The sequence below is a fragment of the Subdoligranulum variabile genome, from assembly GCF_025152575.1.
GTDB lineage: Bacteria > Bacillota > Clostridia > Oscillospirales > Ruminococcaceae > Gemmiger > Gemmiger variabilis.
Genome location: NZ_CP102293.1, coordinates 3102154 through 3125221, shown reverse-complemented (window position 1 = coordinate 3125221; position 23068 = coordinate 3102154). Strand labels below are relative to the sequence as shown.

The following is a 23068-nucleotide window of genomic DNA, read 5'->3' as shown; positions in this document are numbered from 1 at the left end:
GTATCCGGCACAAAGCCAGACACGTTGCTTTTTTCTGTTCTGTATATCCTTTATCGATTTACCGACTGCGCCATCTTGTGATAGGTATGTCTCTCCCCACGGATTGCAATCGAGTAGGCCAGAATATTCTGCGGTAGTGCCATTCCCGGCACACCAGTATCGCCAATATGATGAATATCCGCCCCTGCCATTTTACACAGCAAAGCAATCTGTCGAATCGTCGCCACATCTGCACCTTCCTGGGATGTTCCGATGGCTGTCATTGCCAGTTTTCCGTGATTATGTACCGTTTCAATCAAGCGATGGGCATATCCCTGCGTAATGCACGGGACCGTTCCAGGTGCCGGCAACAGAATAATATCCGCTCCGGCCTCCATAAAAGCCTGTGCGTCAGGCTCGGTCATGATGTTTTCTCCACCTTCGCCGACAATCCCGGAGGCATGCATTTTTCCAGCAGCCAGCATCACGCGGTCGCCAACTGCAGCAGTAATTTCCCGCAGCGCCTTTTCAATCGCTTCATTGCTGACACCGTTGCCGGGATTTCCCGTCAAAACGATCAAATCCACACCCATATCCGCTGCAATCTTTGCATTTTCCGCTGTTGCCAGACGTCCCGCCTTCATTGCCCACAGCGTGCCTGCATTGACTCGTGCCATTTCTTCCGTAGTAGGTTCCAGATTAATCCCGATGATCCGACCGGTAAGCCGTTTGAGCTCACGAACGGTATCGGCAGGCGGAACTTTCGGCAGCGCCTGAATCGTCGGCTGACGCACATCAAACATATTGAGCAACAAAATATCAGCGCTCAAGGAGGCTGCATATTCTGCATTGGTCACATCCACCAAAAGGGGTGGTGTCAAGCCAATCGTCTCGCATGCCAGAACACGTCCTTCACTGCCTGCAATCGCCTGCAAAAGTTCCGCTTTTCCGTAATGAGCCAATTCCCCAGGTGTGCAATCCAGCAGGCGTTTCACGTTCATTCGTCGTCGTCCTCCTCCAGAACGCGACCGATCCCCTTGCGATAAAACGGTTCACTGCCACGCATTCCCTGCTGTCCCAGCGGAGAAACCGATGTAGTAATGGTTAGATCCATCTGCGGTTTACGCCCCGCCAAGTAAGGGCGCGCCGCCTGCGCAACGGCAGCAAAAAGCTTATCGTCCTTGGGACCATCCAAAACCAGCAAATAGCATTTACGGGTTTCGTTTACAATCATAATCTGCAGATACGCTGATCCGACTCCAGGCGCCTGTGCAAGCACTTCGCAGATCGGATCCACCAGTTCGTCTGCCAGAACCGTGGGTTCCACAATCGTTACTTTGTCGCCGGGATGAATAGTTGCGGCTTCCCTGGCCTTTGCCATAGCATCCTTCTGCTTTTTCACCGACTCGATCAGCGGGGCCTCAAGGCGAAGGCTGTTTTCCCCCGGATTCAGAACCAACCCTGAGGCCTCTTTATTCTTTTGCAGCATGTTGGCAAAATCGTCAAAGCGAAGCATCATGATCTGCCGTCCCTGCTGGGGAACCTTGTTCTGCCACTCGTGTACAGCATCCCAATCGCTGAAAGCCAGATAATAGTGCTTGCCTTCCTTGCTATTGATCATCACCAAGCTGATTTTGGTATTTTTAGGTAACTGCACCCGACCATCCGGTCCCGGCTTAGGAGCCGGAGCCCCCTGAAGATCAAACATAGCCGGAGTAAGCAAAGGAGATTTCACCAGTTCATTGATCACGGCATTTAGGTTCTGCGGACTGTTTTCTTTTTTGAACGCCGCAATGGTTTTCTTCAGCTCCGGGTTGAAAGCCGGGGCCTTTTGTTCGTTGTGTTCAGGCATGATCTTTCCTCATTTCAGTTTTATCGTATTGATGGCTTCGCGCAGATAAGAAACCCCTACTAGCTTTAATCCCGGGAACTGCGCCGGATCAATCAGCTTTAGATTGTGTTTGGGAACAATGGCGGTATCAAAGCCCACACGCTGCGCCTCCCGCAGACGAGTTTCCAGATGTGGTACACTGCGAATTTCGCCGCCAAGCCCCACTTCTCCGACCGCAAAGGTTTTTTCCCCGATCGGCAGATCCAGCAAACTGGATGCCAATGCCATACACGTAGGCAAATCACAGGCGGTTTCATCCAGTTTCAGCCCGCCCACGATATTGATATACACATCCTGATTGGCAAAGGAATATCCGGCACGTTTTTCCAGCACAGCCAATAGCAAATACATCCGATTGTAGTCGAAACCACTTGCCGTCCGGCGCGGGCTGGGAAAACTCGTTTTGGTGACCAGCGCCTGGATCTCACTCAAAACCGGACGAGTGCCTTCCATCACACAGGCAACGCAGGTTCCGCTGATCCCCAGGGGACGACCTTCCAGCATAACCTGGGACGGGTTGTCAATCTGGGCCAGCCCGCGACCAGTCATGTCAAACATGCCGATCTCATTCGTTGATCCATAACGGTTTTTGACAGCCCGCAACACCCGATACGGTAAAGTCTTGTCACCTTCAAAATAAAGTACCGTATCCACAATGTGTTCCATGACCTTCGGGCCTGCAATAGCGCCATCTTTATTGACATGTCCCACAATAAATGTGGGAATTTCCAGTGTCTTGGCTACGTTCAGGAAACGAGCCGTGCTCTCTTTCACCTGGCTGACCGTTCCGGACGAAGAGGCGATGTCTGTGCACCGCATGGTTTGGATCGAATCGATTACCACAAGATCCGGCTTCATGGATTCAATCAACCCACAAATTTCATCAACATCACTCTCCGCCACCAGAGAAATATTTTCCTGTGGAACATCCAGGCGTACCGCGCGCAATTTAATCTGCCGTACAGATTCCTCGCCTGTCACATATAGCACATTTTTGGTCTTGCTCACTTCGCCGCAAAGCTGCAGCAGAATCGTAGATTTACCAATTCCCGGCTCGCCGCCGATCAGTATGACACTTCCAATGACAATGCCGCCGCCCAGAACCCGATCCAGTTCACTGATTCCAGTAATGATTCGACTTTTTTCTTCTGTTGTACTGATATTTTTCAGCTTATGCGGTGTCAGTGTCGTCTGCCCCGGAACACGCGGAGTTGCCCCGCCCCGTGAGGAAGAGTACTTGACCGGTTCCGCCACAACATCCTCCGTCATGGTATTCCAGGCTCCACAGGAAGGACACCGGCCCAGCCATCGCGGACTGGTCTCGCCGCACTGGGTACAGACATAAACGGTTTTCAGTTTGTCTTTGGGCATGACAGCCTCCTCGACTATAGACTTCTTTTATTATAGCCTATTTTTTCTCCCCGGGCAAGAAAATCCGCTGGGAAGTCTGCATCTTTTGCCAAAACAGGGTGTATCCGCGTTCCACACAGATACACCCTGTTTTGGCTTTTACAGCATTACCTTATGATAAACCTTTTTTCCCTTTTTGATAACCACACCGGCTCGAAGCGCTTCTTCGCTGAGCGTCATCTTGGGATCGTTGGCCTTTTCCCCATCAACGAGTACGCCGCCCTGCTGTACCAGCTGGCGTGCCTCCCGATTAGAGCCGCAAAGCCCCGCCGCTACCATCGCTGCCAGCAGGCCAACCGCTCCGTCCTTGACAAGAGAGGCATCCAGAACCGTGCTGGGCATATTCTCATGGTCGGCAGCTCCGCTGAAGAGCCCACGCGCTGTCTGCTGGGCCTTCTCTGCTTCCGCTTTGCCATGGACCATCTTGGTCAGTTCATAGGCAAGAATCTCCTTGGCCTGGTTCAGCTGCTCTCCCTGCCAGTGATCCATCTCATCAATCTGCTCCAGCGGCAGGAAAGTTAACATGCGGATGCATTTCAAAACATCTGCATCTCCCACATTGCGCCAGTACTGGTAAAAATCGAACGGACTGGTCTTATTGGGGTCCAGCCAGACGGCATTTCCGGCCGTTTTCCCCATCTTCTTGCCCTGAGAGTCCGTCAGCAGCGTAATGGTCATAGCGTAGGCATCTTTGTTCAGTTTCCGGCGGATCAGCTCGGTACCGCCCAGCATGTTGCTCCACTGATCATCGCCACCGAATTGCATATTACAGCCGTAATGCTGGAACATGTAGTAGAAGTCGTAGCTCTGCATGATCATATAGTTGAATTCCAAGAAGGAAAGTCCGTTGACCATACGCTGCTTGTAGCATTCAGCGCGGAGCATATTGTTGACGCTGAAGCAAGCCCCCACTTCACGAAGCAGTTCCACATAGTTGAGATTGAGAAGCCAATCCGCATTGTTGAGCATCAACGCTTTTCCTTCGCCGAACTCAACGAAGCGTTCCATCTGGCGCTTAAAGCACTCGGCGTTATGTGCAATATCTTCCTTCGTCAGCATCTTTCGCATATCACTGCGTCCAGAGGGATCGCCAATCATCGTCGTACCGCCGCCAATCAGTGCAATAGGACGGTTCCCAGCCATTTGCAGACGTTTCATCAGAGTGAGCGCCATAAAATGTCCGGCAGTCAGACTGTCTGCCGTGCAGTCAAAGCCGATATAAAAGGTTGCCTTTCCGTTGTTGATGAGTTCCTTGATTTCTTCCTCATCCGTTACCTGCGCAATCAGGCCGCGCGCTTTGAGTTCATCATAAATCGTCATAAAAATCCTCCTGTCTGCTGCGGCAAGGGCAAAAGAAAAAGCCCCTGCCAAATGTAAGAATTTGGCAGAGGGCGAAATTTCGCGGTACCACCTCTGTTTTGCTCACACCTCACGGTTATGAGCCTTCGCGGGTGCAGCAACCAAAGGGAGCCACGACACCCAAACGCTGTAACGTGCGTACACGGCACAGCCTACTTGCCTTTGTCTGCGTTCAGCCTACTGCTCCGGAATGTATTCCCATGCCGCCGTTTGCCAGTTCCTTGCACCAACCGGAACTTCTCTGAGACACCCATACAGCAGGTACTTATTTCCTTCATCGCATTTCATTGGTATAACTGTAACACACACGCTCTGGAAAGTCAAGGCGGCCGTCTGTCATCTGGATTTTTCGATCAGTTCCCGGGCGTTGGCCAGGCTCAGATCCGTCACCTTATCACCGGAAATCATACGGGCCAATACTTGGACACGGCCATCCATATCAAGCGTATGAATCTCAGTATAGGTACGATCTTGGCGTACATTTTTCTGAATCAACAACTGGTTGTCTGCAAACGCCGCCACCTGAGGCGTGTGCGTGATGCAAAGAACCTGCCGGCCTTGCGCGGTCTGATGAAGAAGTTGTCCGATGCGTCCCGCAGCAAGACCGGAAACACCGGTGTCGATCTCATCGTAAATTACGGTGGGCAAGGCATCACGATCCGCCAAGGCACTCTTAAAGGCCAGCATAATGCGAGACAATTCACCGCCAGACGCAATTTTTGCCAACGGTTTCGGCTCTTCTCCGGGGTTGGTAGAAATCAGAAACTCTACCGTATCCTGTCCGTGAGAGGAAAGCGGACCTCGCGTATGGCGCAAGGCAAACCGGATTCCCGGCATATTCAGAAATTCCAGCGCTGCCTTCATTTCTTTGTTCATCGCTGTGAAGCCTTTAAGGCGGCTCTGTGTCAAAGATTCCGCCGCCTTTTTGGCTTTCGCGTAAAGCGATTGCATTTGTGCTTTCAGTTCCGCAATTTTCTGGTCGGAAGATTGGAAATTTTCCAGCTCTTCTGCCGCCTGTTCCCGCCTGGAAAGGATTTCTTCTACTTCCATACCAAATTTTTGTTTCAGGCGATAAATGGTATCCAGGCGGCTCTCAATCTGATCAAGTTCTGCCGGATCGAAATCATAGGCATCCAGTCGATCCGCAAGATCGGTCGCCAACTCACGCGCCGAATAATACAATTCCTGCAGGCGTTCTGCCATCGGCATCAGACTTTCATCCTGACGCGACGCATTCTGCATACCGTCTACCGCACCGCCCAACAGATCCGCCGCACCGGCTTGTTCCCCGTCCTCATCACCTGCCAAGGCCAGGTGGGCAGCCGTAATTCCTTGCAAAATACTCTGTGCATGCGTAATGACATTTTTACGTTCCTGCAGAGTCTTCTCTTCTCCCGGTTGTAGAGCTGCGGCATCGATGCTATCAATTTCGGCTGTCAATGCCTCGATTCGGCGCTGTTTGTCCGCCTCATTGGCGTTCAACGAATCCAGCTGTCGTTTTACTGTCACCAGTTCACGGTAGCACTGGTAATACTGTGTAAAAAGAGCCCTGCTTTGCGCATACTGGTCCAAAAGACCAAGGTGCAGTGCCGGATTGGTCAGACTTTGGCTGTCATGCTGCCCGTGTATAGCCAGCAGACCGGAAGAAATATCCCGGACCACGCTGGCTGTCGCAGGCATACCGTTGATGCGGCAGCTACCTTTCCCTTCAACGTTGATTTCGCGATACAAAAGCAGATCCTCGGATGCCTCATATCCGCTTTTCTCCAGCTTTTCCTGTACTGATTTGGGAATCGATTCAAAAGTGGCCCAGATACAGGCTTTCTGCGCGCCGCTTCGCACCAATTCACGAGATGTGCGGTTGCCCAGAATTGCATTGATGGAATCGATCAGAATGGATTTACCCGCACCGGTTTCGCCCGTCAGAACATTCAGTCCCGGCGTAAAGGCGACTTCCGCTTTTTCAATTACCGCCACATTTTCAATTTTCAGGTTTGCCAGCATAGGCCAGCTCCTCCCCCGTCACGATGCAACTTCTTAGCCGCGGCGCGCATATTGCTGCAGCGCCTGGCAGATCTCGGCCGCATCTTCTTCCGTGCGCATCAGGATAAAAAACGTATCGTCGCCTGAGAGCGTGCCGACTACATTGTTCCATTGTTTGGCATCAAAAACCTCGCAGGCCGCATTCGCCATACCGGAAAAACACTTGACCAGCACCATATGCCCGGCGTAATCCACTTTAAGAACCGATTCCCGAAAAATCATTTCAAAGCGGCTGGGAGAATGGGTCACCTTGCCGGAAGCAGCTGCAGGCATATATCGATAGCGGCCATCCGCATCGGCGACCTTGACTAGCTGTAAATCACGGATGTCGCGCGAAACCGTGGCCTGTGTTACATCAAAGCCGGCTTCCCGCAGATGAGCCAGCAGATCTTCCTGCCGGTCAATGGGATGCTTTTCGATCAAATCCAAAATTGCCTGATGGCGCGCACTTTTCAACGGAATCATCTCCTCATGAGCTTATTTTCTATGGCACAAAATTGTTCAGATTCTTCAAATGTAATCAGTTGCAGCTTTCCCGGCGCTGCCGTAATACTGATTTTCTGTCCAGGCAGAAGAGCATGGCGGGGACCACTGTCGGCGCAGGCATAGCAGACATCCCGATTCTCGGCATCCGCAACAATCTCCAGCGTACGGTTTGCGGCGAAAACCAGCGGTGCCGTATGCACATTATGGGCACATACCGGCGTCAGCACCATCACATCTGCCATACCGTCCAGTACCGGCCCGCCCGCCGAGAAGGAATAGGCCGTAGAGCCCGTAGGCGTTGCAACAATCAGGCCGTCACTGCGGTAGCTGCTGACAAAAGAGCCATCGCAATACACACTGTAGTCCATGGGGTGCATCCGTGTCTCGCCGAATACAACCAAATCATTGATGGCCTTTCTTTGCCAGTCTGCCTGCGGAATCTCTGCCGACAAAAGTCCACGTTTGGCAAGCATATACTCACCATCCGCAAGGCGGCGGAGTTTCTCCGGCATTTCTTCCACTTCGCAGGTGGCAAGAAAACCAGTGCGTCCTAGGTTCACTCCCAACACAGGTTTTCGGTAATGAACACAGGCATGGCCGCTGCGTAGAAGCGTACCATCTCCGCCAATCGTGAGGACCGCATCCGCCCGCTGATATGCCTGCGGCTCAGGCAGAACTGTGACCTGCGGGAAAAACTCCGGCACATTCACCTGATCCGTCAACAAAACCGACTGACCATATTGCAGCAATAAATCTGCGGCTTGTTTTGTAATGGCCAGGCCTTGGTCTTTGGTTACATTTGGAATCAGCAAGACCGCCATGTATGTCGTCCTTTCTGTCAATGTAAATTGGGTGCCTTATCCAGTGCAGCGTGGGCAGCACCAACCACTTCCGCGATCTTACCTTCCGGCAGAGGCAACGGCGTTTCACAGTGCTGTACATACATTAAAAATTCGATATTTCCTTCCGGTCCCTTGATAGGGGAAAAGTCCAGGCCAGCCGCCGTAAAATGATTGGACAGCGCATACTCCTGGGCCATTTCCAACACTTCCCGATGGGTTGCCGGATCGCGAACGACGCCTTTTTTGCCCACCTTTTCCCGGCCGGCCTCAAACTGGGGTTTAACGAGACAGACACCCACCGCATCGGGGGTGCAGATCTGGTCCGCCACCGGGAAAATATGTTTGAGAGAAATAAAGGAAACATCCACGCTGAAAAAGGAAATCGACTCTGTAAGGTCTTCCGGCTTTACATTACGGATGTTTGTCCGCTCCATGTTGACGACGCGAGAATCGGTACGCAAACTCCAGGCCAGCTGCCCATATCCCACATCCACCGCATAAACCTTGACCGCCCCATTTTGCAGCATACAGTCGGTAAAGCCTCCGGTGGATGCACCAATATCCATACAAACCTTGCCATCGGGACGCATCGGAAACACCTGCATGGCTTTCTCCAGTTTCAAACCGCCTCGGCTCACATATCCGATATCATGCCCGCGCACTTCTACCTTGGCGTCCTCCGCAATCATCTCACCGGCCTTGTCCACTTTCTGTTCATCGACAAAGACAATGCCGGACATAATCAGCGCTTTGGCTCGTTCCCGGCTCTGCACCAGGCCATGCTGACACAAATACTGATCCAAACGGATCTTGCTCATATCTGTTTCTCCTTTACCCGGGCCAGTACATCGGCAGCCAGCGCCGCTGCATCCAACCCTTGATCCCGACGCAGCTGCGGCACGTTAGCATGCAGAAGATGGGTGTTATCCACCGCATGCAGCAGATAATCCCCCTTCCAGCCTGCCTGGTGCAAAGCAAAGCACAACTGCTCCCCGATACTTCCGGTGCGAATGGAATCCTCCGCAAAGAGAACCATATCGTAGGAACGCAGCGCTTCACAGATTTCCTCCGGCAGCGGATACAGCCGGACCAGTTTAAAACAGTCCGTAGCAAGTTGCTTCTGCTGCAACAGATCGCAGGCTGCAATGATTTCCTCTGTCTGTGCGCCGTAACTCACCAGTGCGATACGGGCGCCTTCCCGAGACTCGATCTTGTCATAGGCATTGCCCGTACAAGGTAATGCTTCCAGTGCTGGTTTCTGTTCGCCGCGGGCATATCGAATGGCACGGGGGCCACGCGCCTCCATCACCAGATACCGAAGCCAGTACTTAAGCTCCTCATAGTTGGCAGGGGCATATACCGGAATGCCGATCTGACTGAAAAATGCCGTATCATAAATTCCCTGATGGGTTTCTCCGTCTCCGGGAACCAGCCCAGCACGATCCACAGCAAACAAAACATTCAGCTTCATCAGATTTACATCGTGAATAATCTGATCGTAAGCCCGCTGGAAAAATGTTGAATAAATTGCCACGACAGGCAAAAGCCCCTGGCTCGCCAGCCCGGCAGAGAAACTGACGGCATGTTCTTCTGCCATGCCTACATCGAAGAATCGCTCCGGATGGGCATGCTTGAAGAAATTCAGACCGGTTCCGTATTTCATGGCAGCCGTGATGGCGCACAGACGCGGCTCCTCTTTTCCCAGTTCTGCCAAGGTCGAACCAAAAATCGTGGAGAAAGAATCTTTCGGGGAAAGTTCCGGGTCCGTCAGGTGATTGAGGTCTATCGAAGAAACTGCGTGGAATTCGCCCGGGTTCTCTTCCGCCTGTTTGAGGCCTTTACCCTTTTGCGTGACCACATGCAGGAAAATCGGCGCAAACTGTTCCCGCAGATTGTTCAGCATCTGTTCCAGCATAATCACATCGTGACCATCTACCGGGCCAATATATTGAAAGCCCATTTCCTCGAACATGGTGGAATGGTAAATGCCTCGACGCACCAGCTGTTTCCCGCCCTGAAGTGCTCGTACCAGCGTATCGCCAATCACCGGGATACTGTCCAGCATCGTTTCCATCTGCGCTTTCGCATGGAAATACTTGGGATCGGTGCGCAGCTTGGTCAGATAATTGGCCATCTGACCAACATTTTTGGAGATGGACATCTTATTATCATTAAGGATCACAATCAGGTTGTTCAGCTTGCTGACATTGTTCATACCCTCATAGACCATGCCGCCGGTGAATGCTCCGTCTCCGACGATCACTACGACCTTACCGGGTTCCTGTTTGATTTTTTTGGCCCGGGCAATGCCGATTGCCGTGGAAAGAGCCGCGCTTCCATGCCCGGCCACAAAAGTATCACAGTCGCTTTCTTTCGGGTTGGGGAATCCTGAAATTCCTTCTTTCTGGCGCAACGCTGCAAAACCATTTCTTCGTCCGGTCAGCAGTTTATGCGTATAACATTGATGTCCCACATCAAACAGGAGTTTATCCTGAGGTAAGTCCAATGTACGGTGCAGTGCCACCGTCAGTTCCACAACCCCCAAATTGGAGGAAAGATGCCCCCCCGTAGATGTAACGCTTTGGATCAGGAACTGGCGAATTTCTTCGCACAACTGCGGCAGATCATTTTCTGCCAGTAATTTCACATCTCCCGGCGCCTGAATACGCTCTAAAAGCGGATAAGCCATTTTTCAGCACCTCGCAGTAGTTTTTAGACAATCATACCATCGGCATGGCAAATCCCAGCGCAATTCCCAGAACAGCGCCGGTCAGAACTTCAATCGGTGTATGACCGACCATCTCCTTCAATTTTTTGCCACCCAAAAACGGGAAAGACGCCGCTCCCTGGTCTACCCATTCACTGAACATCCGGTTCAGCAGTTTCGCTTGCTCGCCAGTCTCATAGCGGACCCCCATGGCATCGTACATAACAATGATGGACAAAACCGCCGCGATGGCGAACTGGGAGGAACTCACCCCGCAGTATCGCCCCGTAGCCACAACCATTGCACAGACTGTGGCCGAGTGGGAACTGGGCATACCGCCAGCACCCCATATACGCTCTGCAATAAAGCGGTGAAAAGTAAACAGATTCAGCAACACTTTGATCAGCTGTGCCAGCAAGGACGCGCATAGCGCCGTAACCAGCACAAAATTCCAACTCAAAGCCGTATGCAGCAATGTCATGCAGTCACATCCTTATTTTTTCCGTTGCAGCAGATCCGTTGCCAGACGTTCCATAAAGTCGGCGGCCGGTCCCAGTTCCCGTAAAGCTGCCAAAGCGCTTTCATTATGGTGCTGTGCCAGATGGCGGGCACCTTCCAATCCGTAGAGCGAAACAAAAGTCGTCTTGTCGTTTTCTTCATCGCTTCCCACCGGCTTCCCCAGTTCCTCGGTCGTGGAAGTCACATCCAGAATGTCGTCTACGATCTGGAACACCAGCCCCAGCTCTGCAGCATAACGCTGCAATGCCTGCCTTGTGGCAGGTGCCGCATCAGCCGCGATGCAGCCAAGCTCCACTGCCGCCAGAATCAGCGCTCCAGTTTTATGGGCATGCAATTCCAGCAGCTGCTGCTCAGTGGCAGACTGCGCTTCATATTTTTTGTCCAGTTCCTGGCCGTACAGCATTCCACGCGCACCGCCCGCTTTGGCCAGCACCGCAGCCGCACGGCAGCGGCTTTCCGGCGAAAGCTCTGCCTGAGCAATCACTTCAAAGGCTGCTGTCACAAGTGCATCCGCTGCCAACAGTGCCGTTGCTTCGCCGTATTGTTTATGGCAGCTGGGACGTCCGCGACGAAAATCATCGTTGTCCATACAGGGCATGTCATCGTGGATCAGAGAATAGCAGTGCAGCATCTCCAATGCGCAGGCATAATCAAGGGCAAGTTCCGCCGGCTTTCCAGCCAGCTCACAGGCAGACAGCGCCAACACGGCCCGAATTCTTTTACCGCCCCCCAGCAGGCTGTAACGGGCAGCCTGCCCGATCTCCGCTTTCTGCGGAAGATACTCATCACACAGTTTTTCCAGGCGCTCTTCTGACATCTGCGCCCATTTCGTAAAACAGGCGCGGTATTCTTGCTGTGTCATACAGTTTCTCCTGTTTTTTCTGCCAGTTCGGCATCGATTTCCTCTACCCGGAGTTTTGCTTCATCCAAAGTCTGCTTGCAGTACGCAATCAATCCGGCTGCTTCCGCGTACAATTTCACCGATTGCGCCAGCGGTGTTGTATCATCCTGCAGAACCGTCAAAAGATCCTGCAGACGCTGCATCCCTTCCTCGAAGGATTTTGGTTGTTTCATATCCCCTTGTTCTCCTGTCTGTGGATTTCCCGCACTGACTGCACAAGGCAATCGGCCTCGGCACAGTCCCCCTGTACCTGAATTTGTTGGCCCGGCAGCAAGTCCTCCACCGGCCGCACCTCACCCCCACGCTTGACGATCGTATATCCACGCGCCAAAATTCCGTAAGGATTCAAAGATTCTGCCAACGCCGCAGCGGCGGACAGTGCACTGTCAGAAAGTGCAATCTGATGCCGCTGTGCCTGTTGAATCAGACTGCTGGCACGCTTCAATTCCTGCGCAAAACGTGCAGTCTTCTGCACCTGATGCTGATATGCTTGCCGTACAGATGCCATTGTATATTTATTATAGCATATTTGGATATGATTCTGTATATTATTTTGAATATTCCGCTGCAAAACGGATATTTTTTGCAAAACTTCCGCCTGATCCGGAACACACAGTTCCGCCGCAGCTGAAGGTGTCGGTGCACGCAGATCTACCACGTAATCCAAAATGGTAGTATCGATCTCGTGTCCCACAGCAGAAACTACCGGTTTATGACAAGCGGCTGCTTCCCGGGCGATGCGCTCGCTGTTAAAAATCCAGAGATCTTCTTTGCTGCCGCCTCCCCGTGTGACCAGAATCAGTTCCGGCCGAGGATCCCGATCCAGCGCACGGATACCTGCCACAATACTGCGTTCTGCTTCGAGGCCCTGAACATTGACCGGTGCAAGCAACAGCTTGACCATCGGCCAGCGACGCCCAATCACGTTCTGTACATCTTGCCAGGCTGCACCGGTCTTGCTCGTTACAACGCCGATGCAGTGCGGAACCGGCGGTAATGGGCGCTTTCGTTCCGGAGCAAACAGTCCCTCCGCTTCCAGTTTTTTGTACAGGGCATCAAAAGCCATCTGCGCCGCACCGGCTCCGAACGGGCGCATGTAGTCCACATAGAGTTGAAATGCACCGTCCCGTTCATAAATAGTGGCATGGCCGTATGCCAGAACCAGCATCCCATTCTGCGGTTCAAAATTCAGGAGCCTCGCCTGATTACGGAACATCACGCATTTAACACTTGCGTTTTCATCTTTCAAGGTAAAATACAAGTGCCCGCTTTTGTAATGCCTTGTAAAGCCGGAAACCTCCCCGCATACAATCAGGTCGTTCAACGGTTCGCACTGTGCGAGTACATTCTTTGCCAGATGGTTCAGTGTAGTTACATTGATAAAATCGGCCATGCCTGATTCTCCTTGGCCGCCAGAACAGCAATTCCAATCGCATTGTCGCTGGCAAATTTTCCTGGCACAAAATGCGCACCGGGCACCCGGTGCATTACATAGGTTCGGATCAAATCACTGCTCATCACACCACCCGCAAAAATCACCGGCAATCCCGGATGCTCCTGCAGCGCGGTGCCTGCCATCCGCACGAGAGTTTCCCCAATGCACAAAAGACAGTATTTGCAGACGTAGGATGCGTTTTTCCCTTCCTCCAACATTCTATTGCACTGGTTTTCCAACCCGGATAAGCTGCATTCCATGCCCCGCACACTGACTTTGGGACGGATTTTCTCTGCACACAGGGCCGCTTGCTCGCTCACGTAAACGCCAGCCGGAAACGGATAGCCCAGTTTTACTCCCAGACGATCAACCGCCTGGCCCGCGTAAAGATCGCTGCTGGTTCCCAGCGGAACAACCGTATCCGCTCCATGGCAAAGTAAAAGATCCGTAGTTCCACCAGACACGTGGAATACCAACGCCTCCTGCATAAAAAGAGAATGCACCCCGGTAGCGAACAGCGCTGCAGCAATGTGCCCCTGCTGATGCGTTGTCTTGAACATCGGAATTTTTCGGGCCAGTGCGAACGCCGTAGCCGTATTGACTCCTGCCAGGAAGCAAGGCATATACGATCCTTCTACCGGGCGTGGCTTTGCAGAAACCCCTACGGCCCCAATACGGGACAAATCCGTTTTTTCTCCCAACTCCAGCAGCATCTGCGGCAAAGCACTGGTGTGGTGGAACAAGGCATCACTCTGGCGCAGCCCCATCTGCCCGGCTTTGACTGGCAAAAACTTTTTGCAATCACAAACAACCTCTCCGGCATTTGTGTCAAACACAGCCAGAGAGGTTGCATAATTGCTGGTATCGATTCCCAGCGTCAGCATGTTGCTTCCGGGTGCTCTTCCCGCTCACGGGCCACCGTGCCAAGCAAACCGTTGACAAACTGATAGTCGTTATCGGCACCATATTTTTTAACGAGTTCCACTGCCTCATTGATGGCTACGCCGGGCTTTTGTTCTTCACCATACAGCATTTCCGCCAGCCCCAACCGAAGCGCAACCAAACTGACACGCGGCACCCGATTCAGGGTCCACCCTTTCAGATGACCTGCAATCAATGCATCCAATTCTTCAGAATGGTCATTCATTGCCGCCAAAAGCTGCCGCGCAAAAGCGTCTGCCTCCGGCTGTTCAGCGCCCGCCGGCAGGGTGGGCATTTCGGGTTCAAACGTGGCGGCAAATGCCGTCAGAAAAGCCGCCTCACGGGATTCGCGGCGGGTGAGCTTTTTTCCCATACTTGGTTTCCTGTCCTTCTCTTCTTCAGTCCTGTGCTTCGGGTTGTGCCAGACCGACCACCAGAACATCTACGCGGGACACCGTAATCCCCGTCATATTCTGAATCGTCTGTTTGACGTTTTCCTGCACTTTTTCACACAACGGCATGATCTTCTGGCCATAGCTTGCCGTCAGATGCACGGTCACGGCGGCAACACCGTCCTCCAGAGAAACGCTGACCGGCTTCTGCAACCCGGTACGGCTCAGCAGCCGACGCACATTCTGGCCGTTTCCGGTGGTCACCTCGGCAACGCCGCCAACTTCCAACGCAGCCAGACGAGCGATCTTGGCCAAAACATCCGTCGAAATCTGCAAGCTGCCCCCGATGGTATTCTGCACATCCATGTTGTATACCCTCCCGTTGCATGCAGCCCGTACATCGGGCCACTATTTCTTATAGTATAGTTTAGTTTACCACAAAACCATACCGTTTGCAACCGATTGAAGGGTTATTTTACCTCCACGATTGTGATGTCCTGTGCCTCCAGATCTTTGCACTGACTCATCAAGGCATCCCTGATCCGGGCGACTTCCTCAGCCGTCAGCGCATCATTTTCCGTCATGACCGTGACGTTGGCACGTTCCCCCTCCAGATTGACTACGCAGTCGGCAAAGCCCTTGGACTTGATCAGCGTTTCCAGCTTTGTTTCCAATGTAATGTTGTTGACTTGTGTGCTCAGCTTATCGGTGAGTTCCTTTTTTTCCGCCTCGCTGACGGACGTGTCTTTGAGTGCTTCGTTCAGGGCCTCCAGCGCTTCATCCCGTGCTTTGCTGCGGGACAGGCGCGCCTCTTCAAAAAATTCTGTGCCGGCGTCCTGACTGACGCTTACCATCTGCGCTTCCCCATAATTTTTATTTACGGTCGATTCCGCGATATCCTCCGTACCCGCTGCTGTTTCTGCCGCCGATTCCAGCGGATCTGTCACGACCGCCGTCTCGGCCGCAGCTGCCGTTTCCACCGCAGTTTCCTCAACCGGTGCTGCTGTCAGGTCCTGCGGTGCCTGCCGCGCGAAGGACCAGTTCAGATATACTGCCGCTCCGAGTGCCAGCGCCATTACGGCCGCGGTTGCCCGGCGGCTTTTGCTTTGCTTGGATGCAGTGTGTTTCATTTCATGTACCCCCTTTATTCTGAGGCCGCCATTTTGGCGACAGTAATATGGTTGGCTCCCACACCGGTCAAGGCTTCCACCAGTTCACATATCTGATTTTGTACGGCTGCTTCTCCCCCACCTTCGCACACAACCGCCACTCCCAACACGCTCGGGTTCTGGACGGTTTCTACCAATCCCTCATGGTCAAGCAACACATGGCTGACGGAGTTCGCCCCATCCGAAGCGGTCTGGCTGTCCGTCGCATATATGTTTTCTTCACCGCATGCAATGGTCACCATCACCTTTGCATCACCGGCTCCCTCCATCTGCGAAATCAGCTCTTCCAGGCGTTCCTGCAATTGTACGGCATACTCTTCCGAGTCGGGAAGGACCTCTTCGGCAATGAGCTCTGGTTGCGTTTGTTCCTTTGGCAACCATTCCGGCACTGCCAGCAAAACAAGTCCTGTCAAACCGAGACACACCAACAGATTGATCCGCTTTTTTTCATCGCCAAGCAGTTCTTTGGCCTGCCGAAACCACGCCTGCAGCCGTTGTTCCCGATCCTTCATGGCGCATCACCTCCCGCCATGATTTGATAGGACAGTGTCCCGCAGCTAGTTTTCAGAATAGCCTCCGCACGATCCCGGTCTTTCGGATGCAGCAGCGTAACCTGACAGGTGTCGTCCTTGATCTGGACCGCCGCATCAATCCCTGCCTGATTCAAAACTGTGCGAATCGCTTGGGCAGAGGCGTCCTGTCCCAACTGGCGCCCATATGATTCGTAAGAAATTGCCCCCTGCGGTTCCTCCTCCGTAAGAGCATACAGCTCCGTCACCAAAGACTGCCAGTCAGTTCCCCGGACCATCTGCAGAGCTGCCGTTATAATATACAGTGCCAAAACAGCGTTTATGACAGGTGCAAAACTGTTTTCCGGCCAGAAAATGCGAATCATGCCCGCTACCGTTGAAATTACACAGCACCCCAGTGCCATATGCCGAACCGTTTCCATCGATTATCCCCCATTTCCTGTCAGCAACAGCAAGGCCGTGGACAAAAATGCCATAAAAAAATACAGGACCAAGACCGAAGCACAGAGTCTGCTCCCCTCTCCATATAGCCGGCACAGACGTCCGCACTGTTTTTGACCGAACAGAGAGGCGGTCACTCCGGCCGCAGCAAAGGCAGCCGTATATAGCAAGCACTGCACCAGTATCGGAATAAATGCCACTGACAGTGCCGCAAGAGCAGCCAGTGCCAGCGAGCCTTTCAACAGCTGTACCGCAGCCGCTGCGCCCGACAGTGCCGCGGCCGCTGCATCCCCGACAACGGGGATGAACCCTTGCAGCACACTTTTTCCGGTTCGCAGCGCGGCTGTATCTACGCTGCCGGCCAGAATATTCTGCAGTCCCAGAACCGTGCCGAATACAATGCCGCAGAGGCGCAAAGCCCAATGCAGAATTTTTGCGAACAAAGCCGCAGCTTCCTCGATGCCTGGATTTCCCCAGATGCAGGCACAAGCCGTAAAGCAAAAATAAATCTGCATCACCGGCAGCAAGACCACTCGGATCATCCCCGCCAAAAAGCTTGACATTGTCAAAAACATACCGCTGTACACCAGTGCTCCGGCGCTTTGCCCGCCCATTGCCGCCACACCGCTATATACCGGGACAAATGTGATCAGATAGTTTTGACAATTCTGCGCTGTGGTTACAACCGCATCGGTAAGGCTCATCATAGCCCCCAAACTGATCGTACCAAAACCCAGGAGCGATACCGATTCCAAACAACGGTGCCAGGTATCTCCGGTTACCAGCAGTCCCAGTGCACCTGCCAGAAGCAGATACCCGCCCACTTGCCACACAAAACGAAGTGGCTCCTGCAGATTCATGCCTGCAAGATCTGTAAGCCAGTTCAGCACATCCCGCAATTGCCAGCCGGAAACCTCTTGCATCGCGGCATTGCCATCTGCAATGATTTTTTCGGCATCATCGGGCAGGTTCTCCGCCCCCACCTGCAAAGGGAAAAGCAGGAGCAAAAATATTATTGCAAATATCCGGCATATGCGCTGAGCAAATCCTGTAAAAGAGGCAGCGCCTGCAGCAGAGCCAGGACTCTTCCACAAAGTTCGATCGCCGTAGAAGCCGCGGACATTCCTGCCTCGCGGCAAAGATCCCCCGCCAGCTGCGCAACCAGGGCAATGCCCATCACACGCAGCAGCGTTTCGATTCCCTGGCCCGGCAAAATTCCATCCAAAGTTTGCAGCCAGACCATAACTGGCTGCACCTGTTGTGTTACGACGGCCAGCAAACCCACTGCCGCACAGACTGATACCAAGAACGCGCATGCCGGCTGGTCTTTTTTGAGTGCCAGACTGAGTACTGCCGCCACAAACGCCACGGCGGCCATTTTGCATAACAACATTTTTCTCCATCACAGTTCGAACAGCGCCTTAATCAGCACAAAGAGATCGCTGATCTGCCTGACCAGCATGCTCAAAACGACAATCAGACCAGCCAAAGTCGTCATCATGGCCTGATCCTCCCGCCCTGAGCGAATCAGAAGCTGATTTAACACCGCCACAATAATGCCGGTCGCCGCTATTTTAAACACCAGATCAATGTTCATTCTGACGATTCCTCACCACAAAAGAATTGCAGTCAGCGCACCCAGGCACAGCCCCAACCGCGGCCAAAGTTTTTCTGCCACTTGTACTTCTTTCTCTTTTTGCTGTGCCGCCTCCCTGCACAAAGCTGCCATATGCTGCAGCGTCTTGCAGGCAGTTTCACGGGGAGCCAGCGACAGCTTGCGCAAGTCCGCTTGAATCTCTTCACATAACGGCAGAGAAAGTGTTTCGGGAAGAGGCAACCTTTCGAGCCGTGTACACGATTGGATGCCCAACCGCAGAAATTGCGGATAGATTTTTGCGTGCTGCAGCAGTTCCTCCCCCGTCAGAGCCTGATAGGAAAGAAGCTGCTCCATATATGCAAACAAACGGGACAGCATGTAGATTTCCTGCCGCTCCTCCTTTTTCTTTGCGCACGCCGCCACACCGCTTCCGCCGCCTGCGACCATCAACACAATCGTTCCCATAAAGCGAAGCAGCACTTTCAGGAGAGCGATATCCATTGCGACACCCTTCCCGGTGACTGCCTTCCATCCAGAAACGCCACTGCCGAAAAAGCCCCCGTCGCACAAAGACGTGCCAGCTGCGGCTTTTTCTGCAGCGCCTGCGGAGAATCGCAATGCACCGAAGCAAGAAAGCAAATTCCCGACGCCACCCCCCGCTCCACAGCAGCAGTGTCAGCGGTCGTCCCCAGCTCATCACAGACAATGTATCGCGGGTTCATGCACCGCAGCGCCATCTGTATGCCCTCAGCCTTGGAACAGCGCGTATAGACATCGCAACACACAGGCAATCTTTGCTGCGCTTGTCCGTCATCCGACATCATCAATTCCCCGCGCTCGTCCACCACGCAAACAATTTCATCCGTATCGCTCAAATAACGAACCAAGGTGCGCAAAAAAGTGGTCTTCCCGCTGCCGGGGGCCCCCGCCACCAGGAGTCCTCCGCTTCCTGTCGTCAGATATTCGCACACCGGTGCCGGCAGATCACAGGTAAGCCACCGTGCCACACGTAAATTCAGCGAGGTAATGGTTGTGAAGCCGCCTGTACACCGGTGCCCCGCCACACCGATGCGATTTCCTCCTCGGATGGTAAAGAACCCCTGGGACAGTTCTTCCTCGTAGGCATAAACGGAATACCGGCAGAGTTGTAAAAAACAATCCTGTAAAAATGTTTTACGGATACACATCACATGTTTAGCCGCGGGAAGATACTGGACACAGGGGATCAGCTTTCCCCCTGCAGTAAAATATGCCGGTTGTTCTGCCCGCAGACGAATCTCCTGTACCTTTGATGCCACTGCAGGGTCCAACATTTGCAGCTCGTCCGAAAGCGGCGGCGGCAAGGCCTTCACCACCGAATAATACTCGTCCATCGCTTCTTCACCTCACACTGCCACTGTATGTGCTGCTGGACACGCTTAGAACAAAAAAGCACCCTCTGGGAGGGTGCTTTTTCCGTTCAGGTATTTTGAATCAGTGCATAGAGTCCCGCCTCATCAATTACCGGGATTCCCAGCGCCTGCGCTTTGGTCAGTTTGGATCCGGCCGCCGTTCCGGCAACCACATAGCTTGTCTTCTTGGAAACAGATCCCGATGCCTTGCCGCCATTCTGGACAATCAACGCCTCCGCCTCCTGGCGGGACAGTGTAGGCAACGTTCCGGTCACCACCAATGTCTTGCCTGCCAGTGCCGTTCCCTTCGGTGTCCCGGTCCATTGCATATTCACACCGGCCTTTTCCAGACGAGCCAGCAGATCACTGGTTCCTTCTTTATCAAAAAACTCCCGCACACTCTGTGCCATCACGGCACCAAAGCCGTCGACTTCGCACATCTGTTCCACACCGGCACTGCGAATGGCTTCCATACTGCCAAAATGCTCGGCCAGCAAGGCGGCCGCCTTATCTCCAATGTTACGGATGCCCAAACCAAACAGGAGCTTATCCAGGTTGTTGGTTTTGGAATGTTCGATTGCCGTCAACAGATTCTGTGCACTTTTCTTTTTGAATTTATCCAGGGTCAGTAATTGCTCCTCATTCAGTGAATAAAGGTCCGCCACTGTGTGCACCAGATTTTTCTCGGTCAGCTGAATAGCTACCGCCTCCCCCAGACCATCAATCGCCATAGCATCACGGGAAGCAAAGTGGATCAGATTGCGCAGACTTTGCGCGGGACATTCCGGGTTGACACAGCGCAATGCCGTCTCATCCTGCAGATGTACTACAGGTGCACCGCAGCTCGGGCAAACGGTGGGCATCATAAACGGCTTGCTGTCCGGTCCGTGCGCCGATACCGCAATCACTTCCGGGATGATATCCCCCGCCTTGCGCACCTGGATCGTATCTCCGATTCCCACTCCCAGACTGCTGATGATATCCCCATTATGAAGACTGGCCCGAGAGACACTGGTCCCGGCCAAGAATACGGGGTCAAACACCGCTGTAGGCGTCAGCACACCGGTGCGACCAACCGTTACCTCGATATCCCGCACAACACTCTCCTTGACTTCAGGCGGATACTTGAAAGCAATTGCCCAGCGTGGAAATTTGTTGGTACTTCCCAGAACCCGGCGGGCCGCCAGGTCGTTGACCTTGATTACCGCCCCGTCGATGTCAAATTCCAGTGTGCCGCGCAGTTCGCCGATTGTCTGAATTTCCCGGATCGCGTCCTCGATACTGGAAAAGACACTGTAGCGTGGCGAGACCGGAAATCCCAAGGATTTGATATAATCCAGCGTTTCATGGTGTGTGGCAAAACTGCGTCCCTCACACTGCTGCAGGTTAAAGACAAAGATGGAAAGTCCTCGCTCCGCGGTAATCTTTGCATTTTTCTGACGCAGAGAGCCTGCCGCTGCATTGCGTGGATTTTTAAACGGTGTTTTATCTTCCAATTCCTGCTGCTCTTTTAATTTGAAGAAAGCAGCATGTGGCATATAAACTTCTCCACGCACTTCCAAAAATGCCGGTGCATTTTCAAGCTGTAACGGAATATCCCGGATCGTCGCCAGGTTTTCCGTTACATCCTCTCCCACCATACCGTCGCCACGTGTAGATCCCCGCACGAGACGACCATTCCGGTATTCCAAGCTGACAGACAGGCCGTCAATTTTAGCTTCCACAACATATTCAGGCTTGATGCCGGCCTCCCGAACTCGAGAATCAAAGTCCCGCAGCTCTTCCAGTGAAAAGGCATCCTGAAGGCTTTCCATCTTGACTGCATGTGTCACTTTGGTAAATTTACTGCTGGCCGTGCCGCCCACGTGCTGTGTCGGGGACTCTGGGGTGACCAGGTCCGGGAATTCGGTCTCAATTGCTTTCAATTCCCGTGTCAGCGCATCATATTCAAAATCCTCCAGTTCGGGGGCATCTTGGTCATAATATAATCGATTGTTTTTTTCAATTACTGCGCGCAGTTCTTCTGCCCGTTTCTGTGCCTGTTCCCGTTCCATTTACACTTTCACTCCCAATTCCAGATGCGGTTATTATACCACAGTTTCCCCTGCCACTTCAATCCAGAGCCGCCGCATATACAGAAGGGGTTTCGCCGCACAACAACATGCTGACCATCGGTACAAAATCCGTTACCGTAAGTGTTTCAGTTCGGCCATCCAGAATCATATTGATTGTCACGCTCAGCACAATTATCGCGCTGTAACGCGTCGTATTGATGGAAAGAGACTCAGTTTTCTCTTGCCACTGCGCCTCAATGTATCCTTCCGGGCGAAGGGTCACCTTCCAGCCTGGACCGTGTCCATTGAGCAGAGAATTGCCGGTCAGACTGCCGAAAGGAATAGTGTACTGCTGCTCCGGCAAACGTTGCATCTGTGTCTGAACCGATTGCACCAACGCACTGCGGATTCGGTTGGCGGCCTCCATATTCATCTGCACACCAATATCGGATTCCGTGTAAAGTTTCGTATATGCCTCCCCCGCTTTTTCCGTCGTCTGACTGACCGCTTCATGAATCGCCTGCAGCGTCAGTTCTCGTGCTTGGTATTCAGCCAACTTCATCAGTGTGGGGCGAACTTCCGTGTCGATATAAGCGTTAAAAAGCAGTACTGTGATAACCACTGCAATCGCGCCCCATTTCAGCCAAATCACAAAATTATAACGTCGTTTTTGCATTGGTAACCTTCGACGCATACTTTCCTCACCCTCTTTCTTCCGCCATACCCGCCATTCTATGCCAGGCACATTGAAATTGTCCCTGCAGAATCCTGCCGAAAAGTGAAAAAAGATGTTGACATTTTGGATTTCGTTTGCTATAATAGCAAACGTCGTCAGGAAATGTTCCCGACAACGTATGGGGGTGTAGCTCACCTGGGAGAGCGCCTGCATGGCATGCAGGAGGTAAGGGGTTCGATCCCCCTCATCTCCACCAGAAGCGGACTGATTATCAGTCCGCTTTTTTCTTTTGTCTACAGCGCAAAAAGAGGGATGCAGATGCATC

The 23068-nt window shown here is 52.8% G+C and carries 26 protein-coding genes, 1 tRNA gene and 1 other annotated feature; of the genes, 1 reads left to right on the top strand and 26 read right to left on the bottom strand.

Annotated features, from left to right (window positions below):
* Nucleotides 1-50: 50 nt before the first annotated feature.
* The 26 genes from NQ490_RS14725 to NQ490_RS14600 all read right to left on the bottom strand — a co-directional run bounded on the left by NQ490_RS14725 (nucleotide 51) and on the right by NQ490_RS14600 (nucleotide 22938).
* Complete coding sequence (locus NQ490_RS14725; RefSeq protein WP_007046384.1) at nucleotides 51-980, bottom strand: DUF7916 family protein; 930 nt, start codon at nucleotides 978-980, stop codon at nucleotides 51-53.
* Nucleotides 977-1831 carry an enhanced serine sensitivity protein SseB C-terminal domain-containing protein gene (locus NQ490_RS14720; protein ID WP_007046385.1) on the bottom strand — a complete coding sequence of 285 codons (855 nt, stop codon included), beginning with the start codon at nucleotides 1829-1831 and terminating at the stop codon, nucleotides 977-979. The genes NQ490_RS14725 and NQ490_RS14720 overlap by 4 nt, the downstream gene beginning before the upstream one ends.
* Before the next feature lie 9 nt (nucleotides 1832-1840).
* Nucleotides 1841-3241 (bottom strand): DNA repair protein RadA, encoded by a 1401-nt coding sequence (gene radA / locus NQ490_RS14715; RefSeq protein WP_040917567.1) that lies wholly within the window; start codon nucleotides 3239-3241, stop codon nucleotides 1841-1843.
* Between the two features lie 138 nt (nucleotides 3242-3379).
* Nucleotides 3380-4600: a tyrosine--tRNA ligase gene (gene tyrS / locus NQ490_RS14710; protein ID WP_007046387.1), complete on the bottom strand. Its 1221-nt coding sequence runs from the start codon at nucleotides 4598-4600 to the stop codon at nucleotides 3380-3382.
* Nucleotides 4601-4664: 64 nt separating this feature from the next.
* Nucleotides 4665-4926: a binding site (T-box leader), on the bottom strand.
* A 49-nt stretch (nucleotides 4927-4975) separates the two neighbouring features.
* The gene (gene recN / locus NQ490_RS14705) at nucleotides 4976-6643 is read right to left on the bottom strand and encodes a DNA repair protein RecN (RefSeq protein WP_007046388.1); all 1668 of its coding nucleotides are present in this window, start codon (nucleotides 6641-6643) and stop codon (nucleotides 4976-4978) included.
* Between the two features lie 33 nt (nucleotides 6644-6676).
* Nucleotides 6677-7147, bottom strand: a complete 471-nt coding sequence (locus NQ490_RS14700) for an arginine repressor (protein WP_007046389.1) — start codon at nucleotides 7145-7147, stop codon at nucleotides 6677-6679.
* Nucleotides 7144-7989, bottom strand: coding sequence for an NAD(+)/NADH kinase (locus NQ490_RS14695; RefSeq protein WP_007046390.1), 846 nt, complete (start codon nucleotides 7987-7989; stop codon nucleotides 7144-7146). Before NQ490_RS14695 ends, NQ490_RS14700 begins: the two co-directional genes overlap by 4 nt.
* Nucleotides 7990-8006: 17 nt before the next feature.
* Nucleotides 8007-8828 (bottom strand): TlyA family RNA methyltransferase, encoded by an 822-nt coding sequence (locus NQ490_RS14690; RefSeq protein ID WP_007046391.1) that lies wholly within the window; start codon nucleotides 8826-8828, stop codon nucleotides 8007-8009.
* Nucleotides 8825-10657, bottom strand: a complete 1833-nt coding sequence (gene dxs / locus NQ490_RS14685; protein WP_242654975.1) for a 1-deoxy-D-xylulose-5-phosphate synthase — start codon at nucleotides 10655-10657, stop codon at nucleotides 8825-8827. The genes NQ490_RS14690 and dxs overlap by 4 nt, the downstream gene beginning before the upstream one ends.
* Before the next feature lie 73 nt (nucleotides 10658-10730).
* Complete coding sequence (locus tag NQ490_RS14680; protein WP_007046393.1) at nucleotides 10731-11198, bottom strand: divergent PAP2 family protein; 468 nt, start codon at nucleotides 11196-11198, stop codon at nucleotides 10731-10733.
* Nucleotides 11199-11210: 12 nt separating this feature from the next.
* Nucleotides 11211-12098, bottom strand: a complete 888-nt coding sequence (locus tag NQ490_RS14675) for a polyprenyl synthetase family protein (protein ID WP_007046394.1) — start codon at nucleotides 12096-12098, stop codon at nucleotides 11211-11213.
* Entirely contained in the window at nucleotides 12095-12310 is a 216-nt protein-coding gene (gene xseB / locus NQ490_RS14670) for an exodeoxyribonuclease VII small subunit (protein ID WP_007046395.1), read from the bottom strand. The genes NQ490_RS14675 and xseB overlap by 4 nt, the downstream gene beginning before the upstream one ends.
* Nucleotides 12307-13530, bottom strand: coding sequence for an exodeoxyribonuclease VII large subunit (xseA, locus tag NQ490_RS14665; protein ID WP_007046396.1), 1224 nt, complete (start codon nucleotides 13528-13530; stop codon nucleotides 12307-12309). The genes xseB and xseA overlap by 4 nt, the downstream gene beginning before the upstream one ends.
* Nucleotides 13509-14456, bottom strand: a complete 948-nt coding sequence (locus NQ490_RS14660; RefSeq protein WP_007046397.1) for a tRNA (adenosine(37)-N6)-threonylcarbamoyltransferase complex transferase subunit TsaD — start codon at nucleotides 14454-14456, stop codon at nucleotides 13509-13511. Before NQ490_RS14660 ends, xseA begins: the two co-directional genes overlap by 22 nt.
* Nucleotides 14450-14866, bottom strand: a complete 417-nt coding sequence (gene nusB / locus NQ490_RS14655) for a transcription antitermination factor NusB (RefSeq protein ID WP_007046398.1) — start codon at nucleotides 14864-14866, stop codon at nucleotides 14450-14452. Before nusB ends, NQ490_RS14660 begins: the two co-directional genes overlap by 7 nt.
* A gap of 25 nt (nucleotides 14867-14891) precedes the next feature.
* Nucleotides 14892-15251, bottom strand: a complete 360-nt coding sequence (locus tag NQ490_RS14650) for an Asp23/Gls24 family envelope stress response protein (protein WP_007046399.1) — start codon at nucleotides 15249-15251, stop codon at nucleotides 14892-14894.
* Nucleotides 15252-15355: 104 nt separating this feature from the next.
* Nucleotides 15356-16015 (bottom strand): SpoIIIAH-like family protein, encoded by a 660-nt coding sequence (locus tag NQ490_RS14645; protein WP_007046400.1) that lies wholly within the window; start codon nucleotides 16013-16015, stop codon nucleotides 15356-15358.
* Nucleotides 16016-16029: 14 nt separating this feature from the next.
* Complete coding sequence (locus NQ490_RS14640) at nucleotides 16030-16566, bottom strand: hypothetical protein (RefSeq protein ID WP_007046401.1); 537 nt, start codon at nucleotides 16564-16566, stop codon at nucleotides 16030-16032.
* Nucleotides 16563-17006: a hypothetical protein gene (locus NQ490_RS14635; RefSeq protein ID WP_040917570.1), complete on the bottom strand. Its 444-nt coding sequence runs from the start codon at nucleotides 17004-17006 to the stop codon at nucleotides 16563-16565. Before NQ490_RS14635 ends, NQ490_RS14640 begins: the two co-directional genes overlap by 4 nt.
* Before the next feature lie 3 nt (nucleotides 17007-17009).
* Nucleotides 17010-18032, bottom strand: a complete 1023-nt coding sequence (locus tag NQ490_RS14630) for a stage III sporulation protein AE (RefSeq protein WP_007046403.1) — start codon at nucleotides 18030-18032, stop codon at nucleotides 17010-17012.
* 5 nt (nucleotides 18033-18037) lie between these two features.
* Nucleotides 18038-18418, bottom strand: coding sequence for a SpoIIIAC/SpoIIIAD family protein (locus NQ490_RS14625; protein WP_007046404.1), 381 nt, complete (start codon nucleotides 18416-18418; stop codon nucleotides 18038-18040).
* 9 nt (nucleotides 18419-18427) lie between these two features.
* A complete protein-coding gene (spoIIIAC, locus tag NQ490_RS14620) occupies nucleotides 18428-18622 on the bottom strand; it encodes a stage III sporulation protein AC (protein ID WP_007046405.1) in 195 nt (64 codons plus the stop codon).
* A 12-nt stretch (nucleotides 18623-18634) separates the two neighbouring features.
* Nucleotides 18635-19123, bottom strand: a complete 489-nt coding sequence (locus tag NQ490_RS14615) for a hypothetical protein (RefSeq protein ID WP_007046406.1) — start codon at nucleotides 19121-19123, stop codon at nucleotides 18635-18637.
* Nucleotides 19105-19995: an ATPase, T2SS/T4P/T4SS family gene (locus tag NQ490_RS14610; protein WP_007046407.1), complete on the bottom strand. Its 891-nt coding sequence runs from the start codon at nucleotides 19993-19995 to the stop codon at nucleotides 19105-19107. The genes NQ490_RS14615 and NQ490_RS14610 overlap by 19 nt, the downstream gene beginning before the upstream one ends.
* An 86-nt stretch (nucleotides 19996-20081) precedes the next feature.
* Nucleotides 20082-22067: an NAD-dependent DNA ligase LigA gene (ligA, locus tag NQ490_RS14605; protein ID WP_007046408.1), complete on the bottom strand. Its 1986-nt coding sequence runs from the start codon at nucleotides 22065-22067 to the stop codon at nucleotides 20082-20084.
* Nucleotides 22068-22125: 58 nt separating this feature from the next.
* Nucleotides 22126-22938 carry a sporulation protein YunB gene (locus NQ490_RS14600; protein WP_187118501.1) on the bottom strand — a complete coding sequence of 271 codons (813 nt, stop codon included), beginning with the start codon at nucleotides 22936-22938 and terminating at the stop codon, nucleotides 22126-22128.
* Between NQ490_RS14600 and NQ490_RS14595 the strand changes: the two genes are divergently transcribed.
* A tRNA-Ala gene (locus NQ490_RS14595) sits at nucleotides 22924-22999 on the top strand. The two genes, NQ490_RS14600 and NQ490_RS14595, sit on opposite strands and share 15 nt — an antisense overlap.
* The last annotated feature ends 69 nt before the right edge of the window (nucleotides 23000-23068 follow it).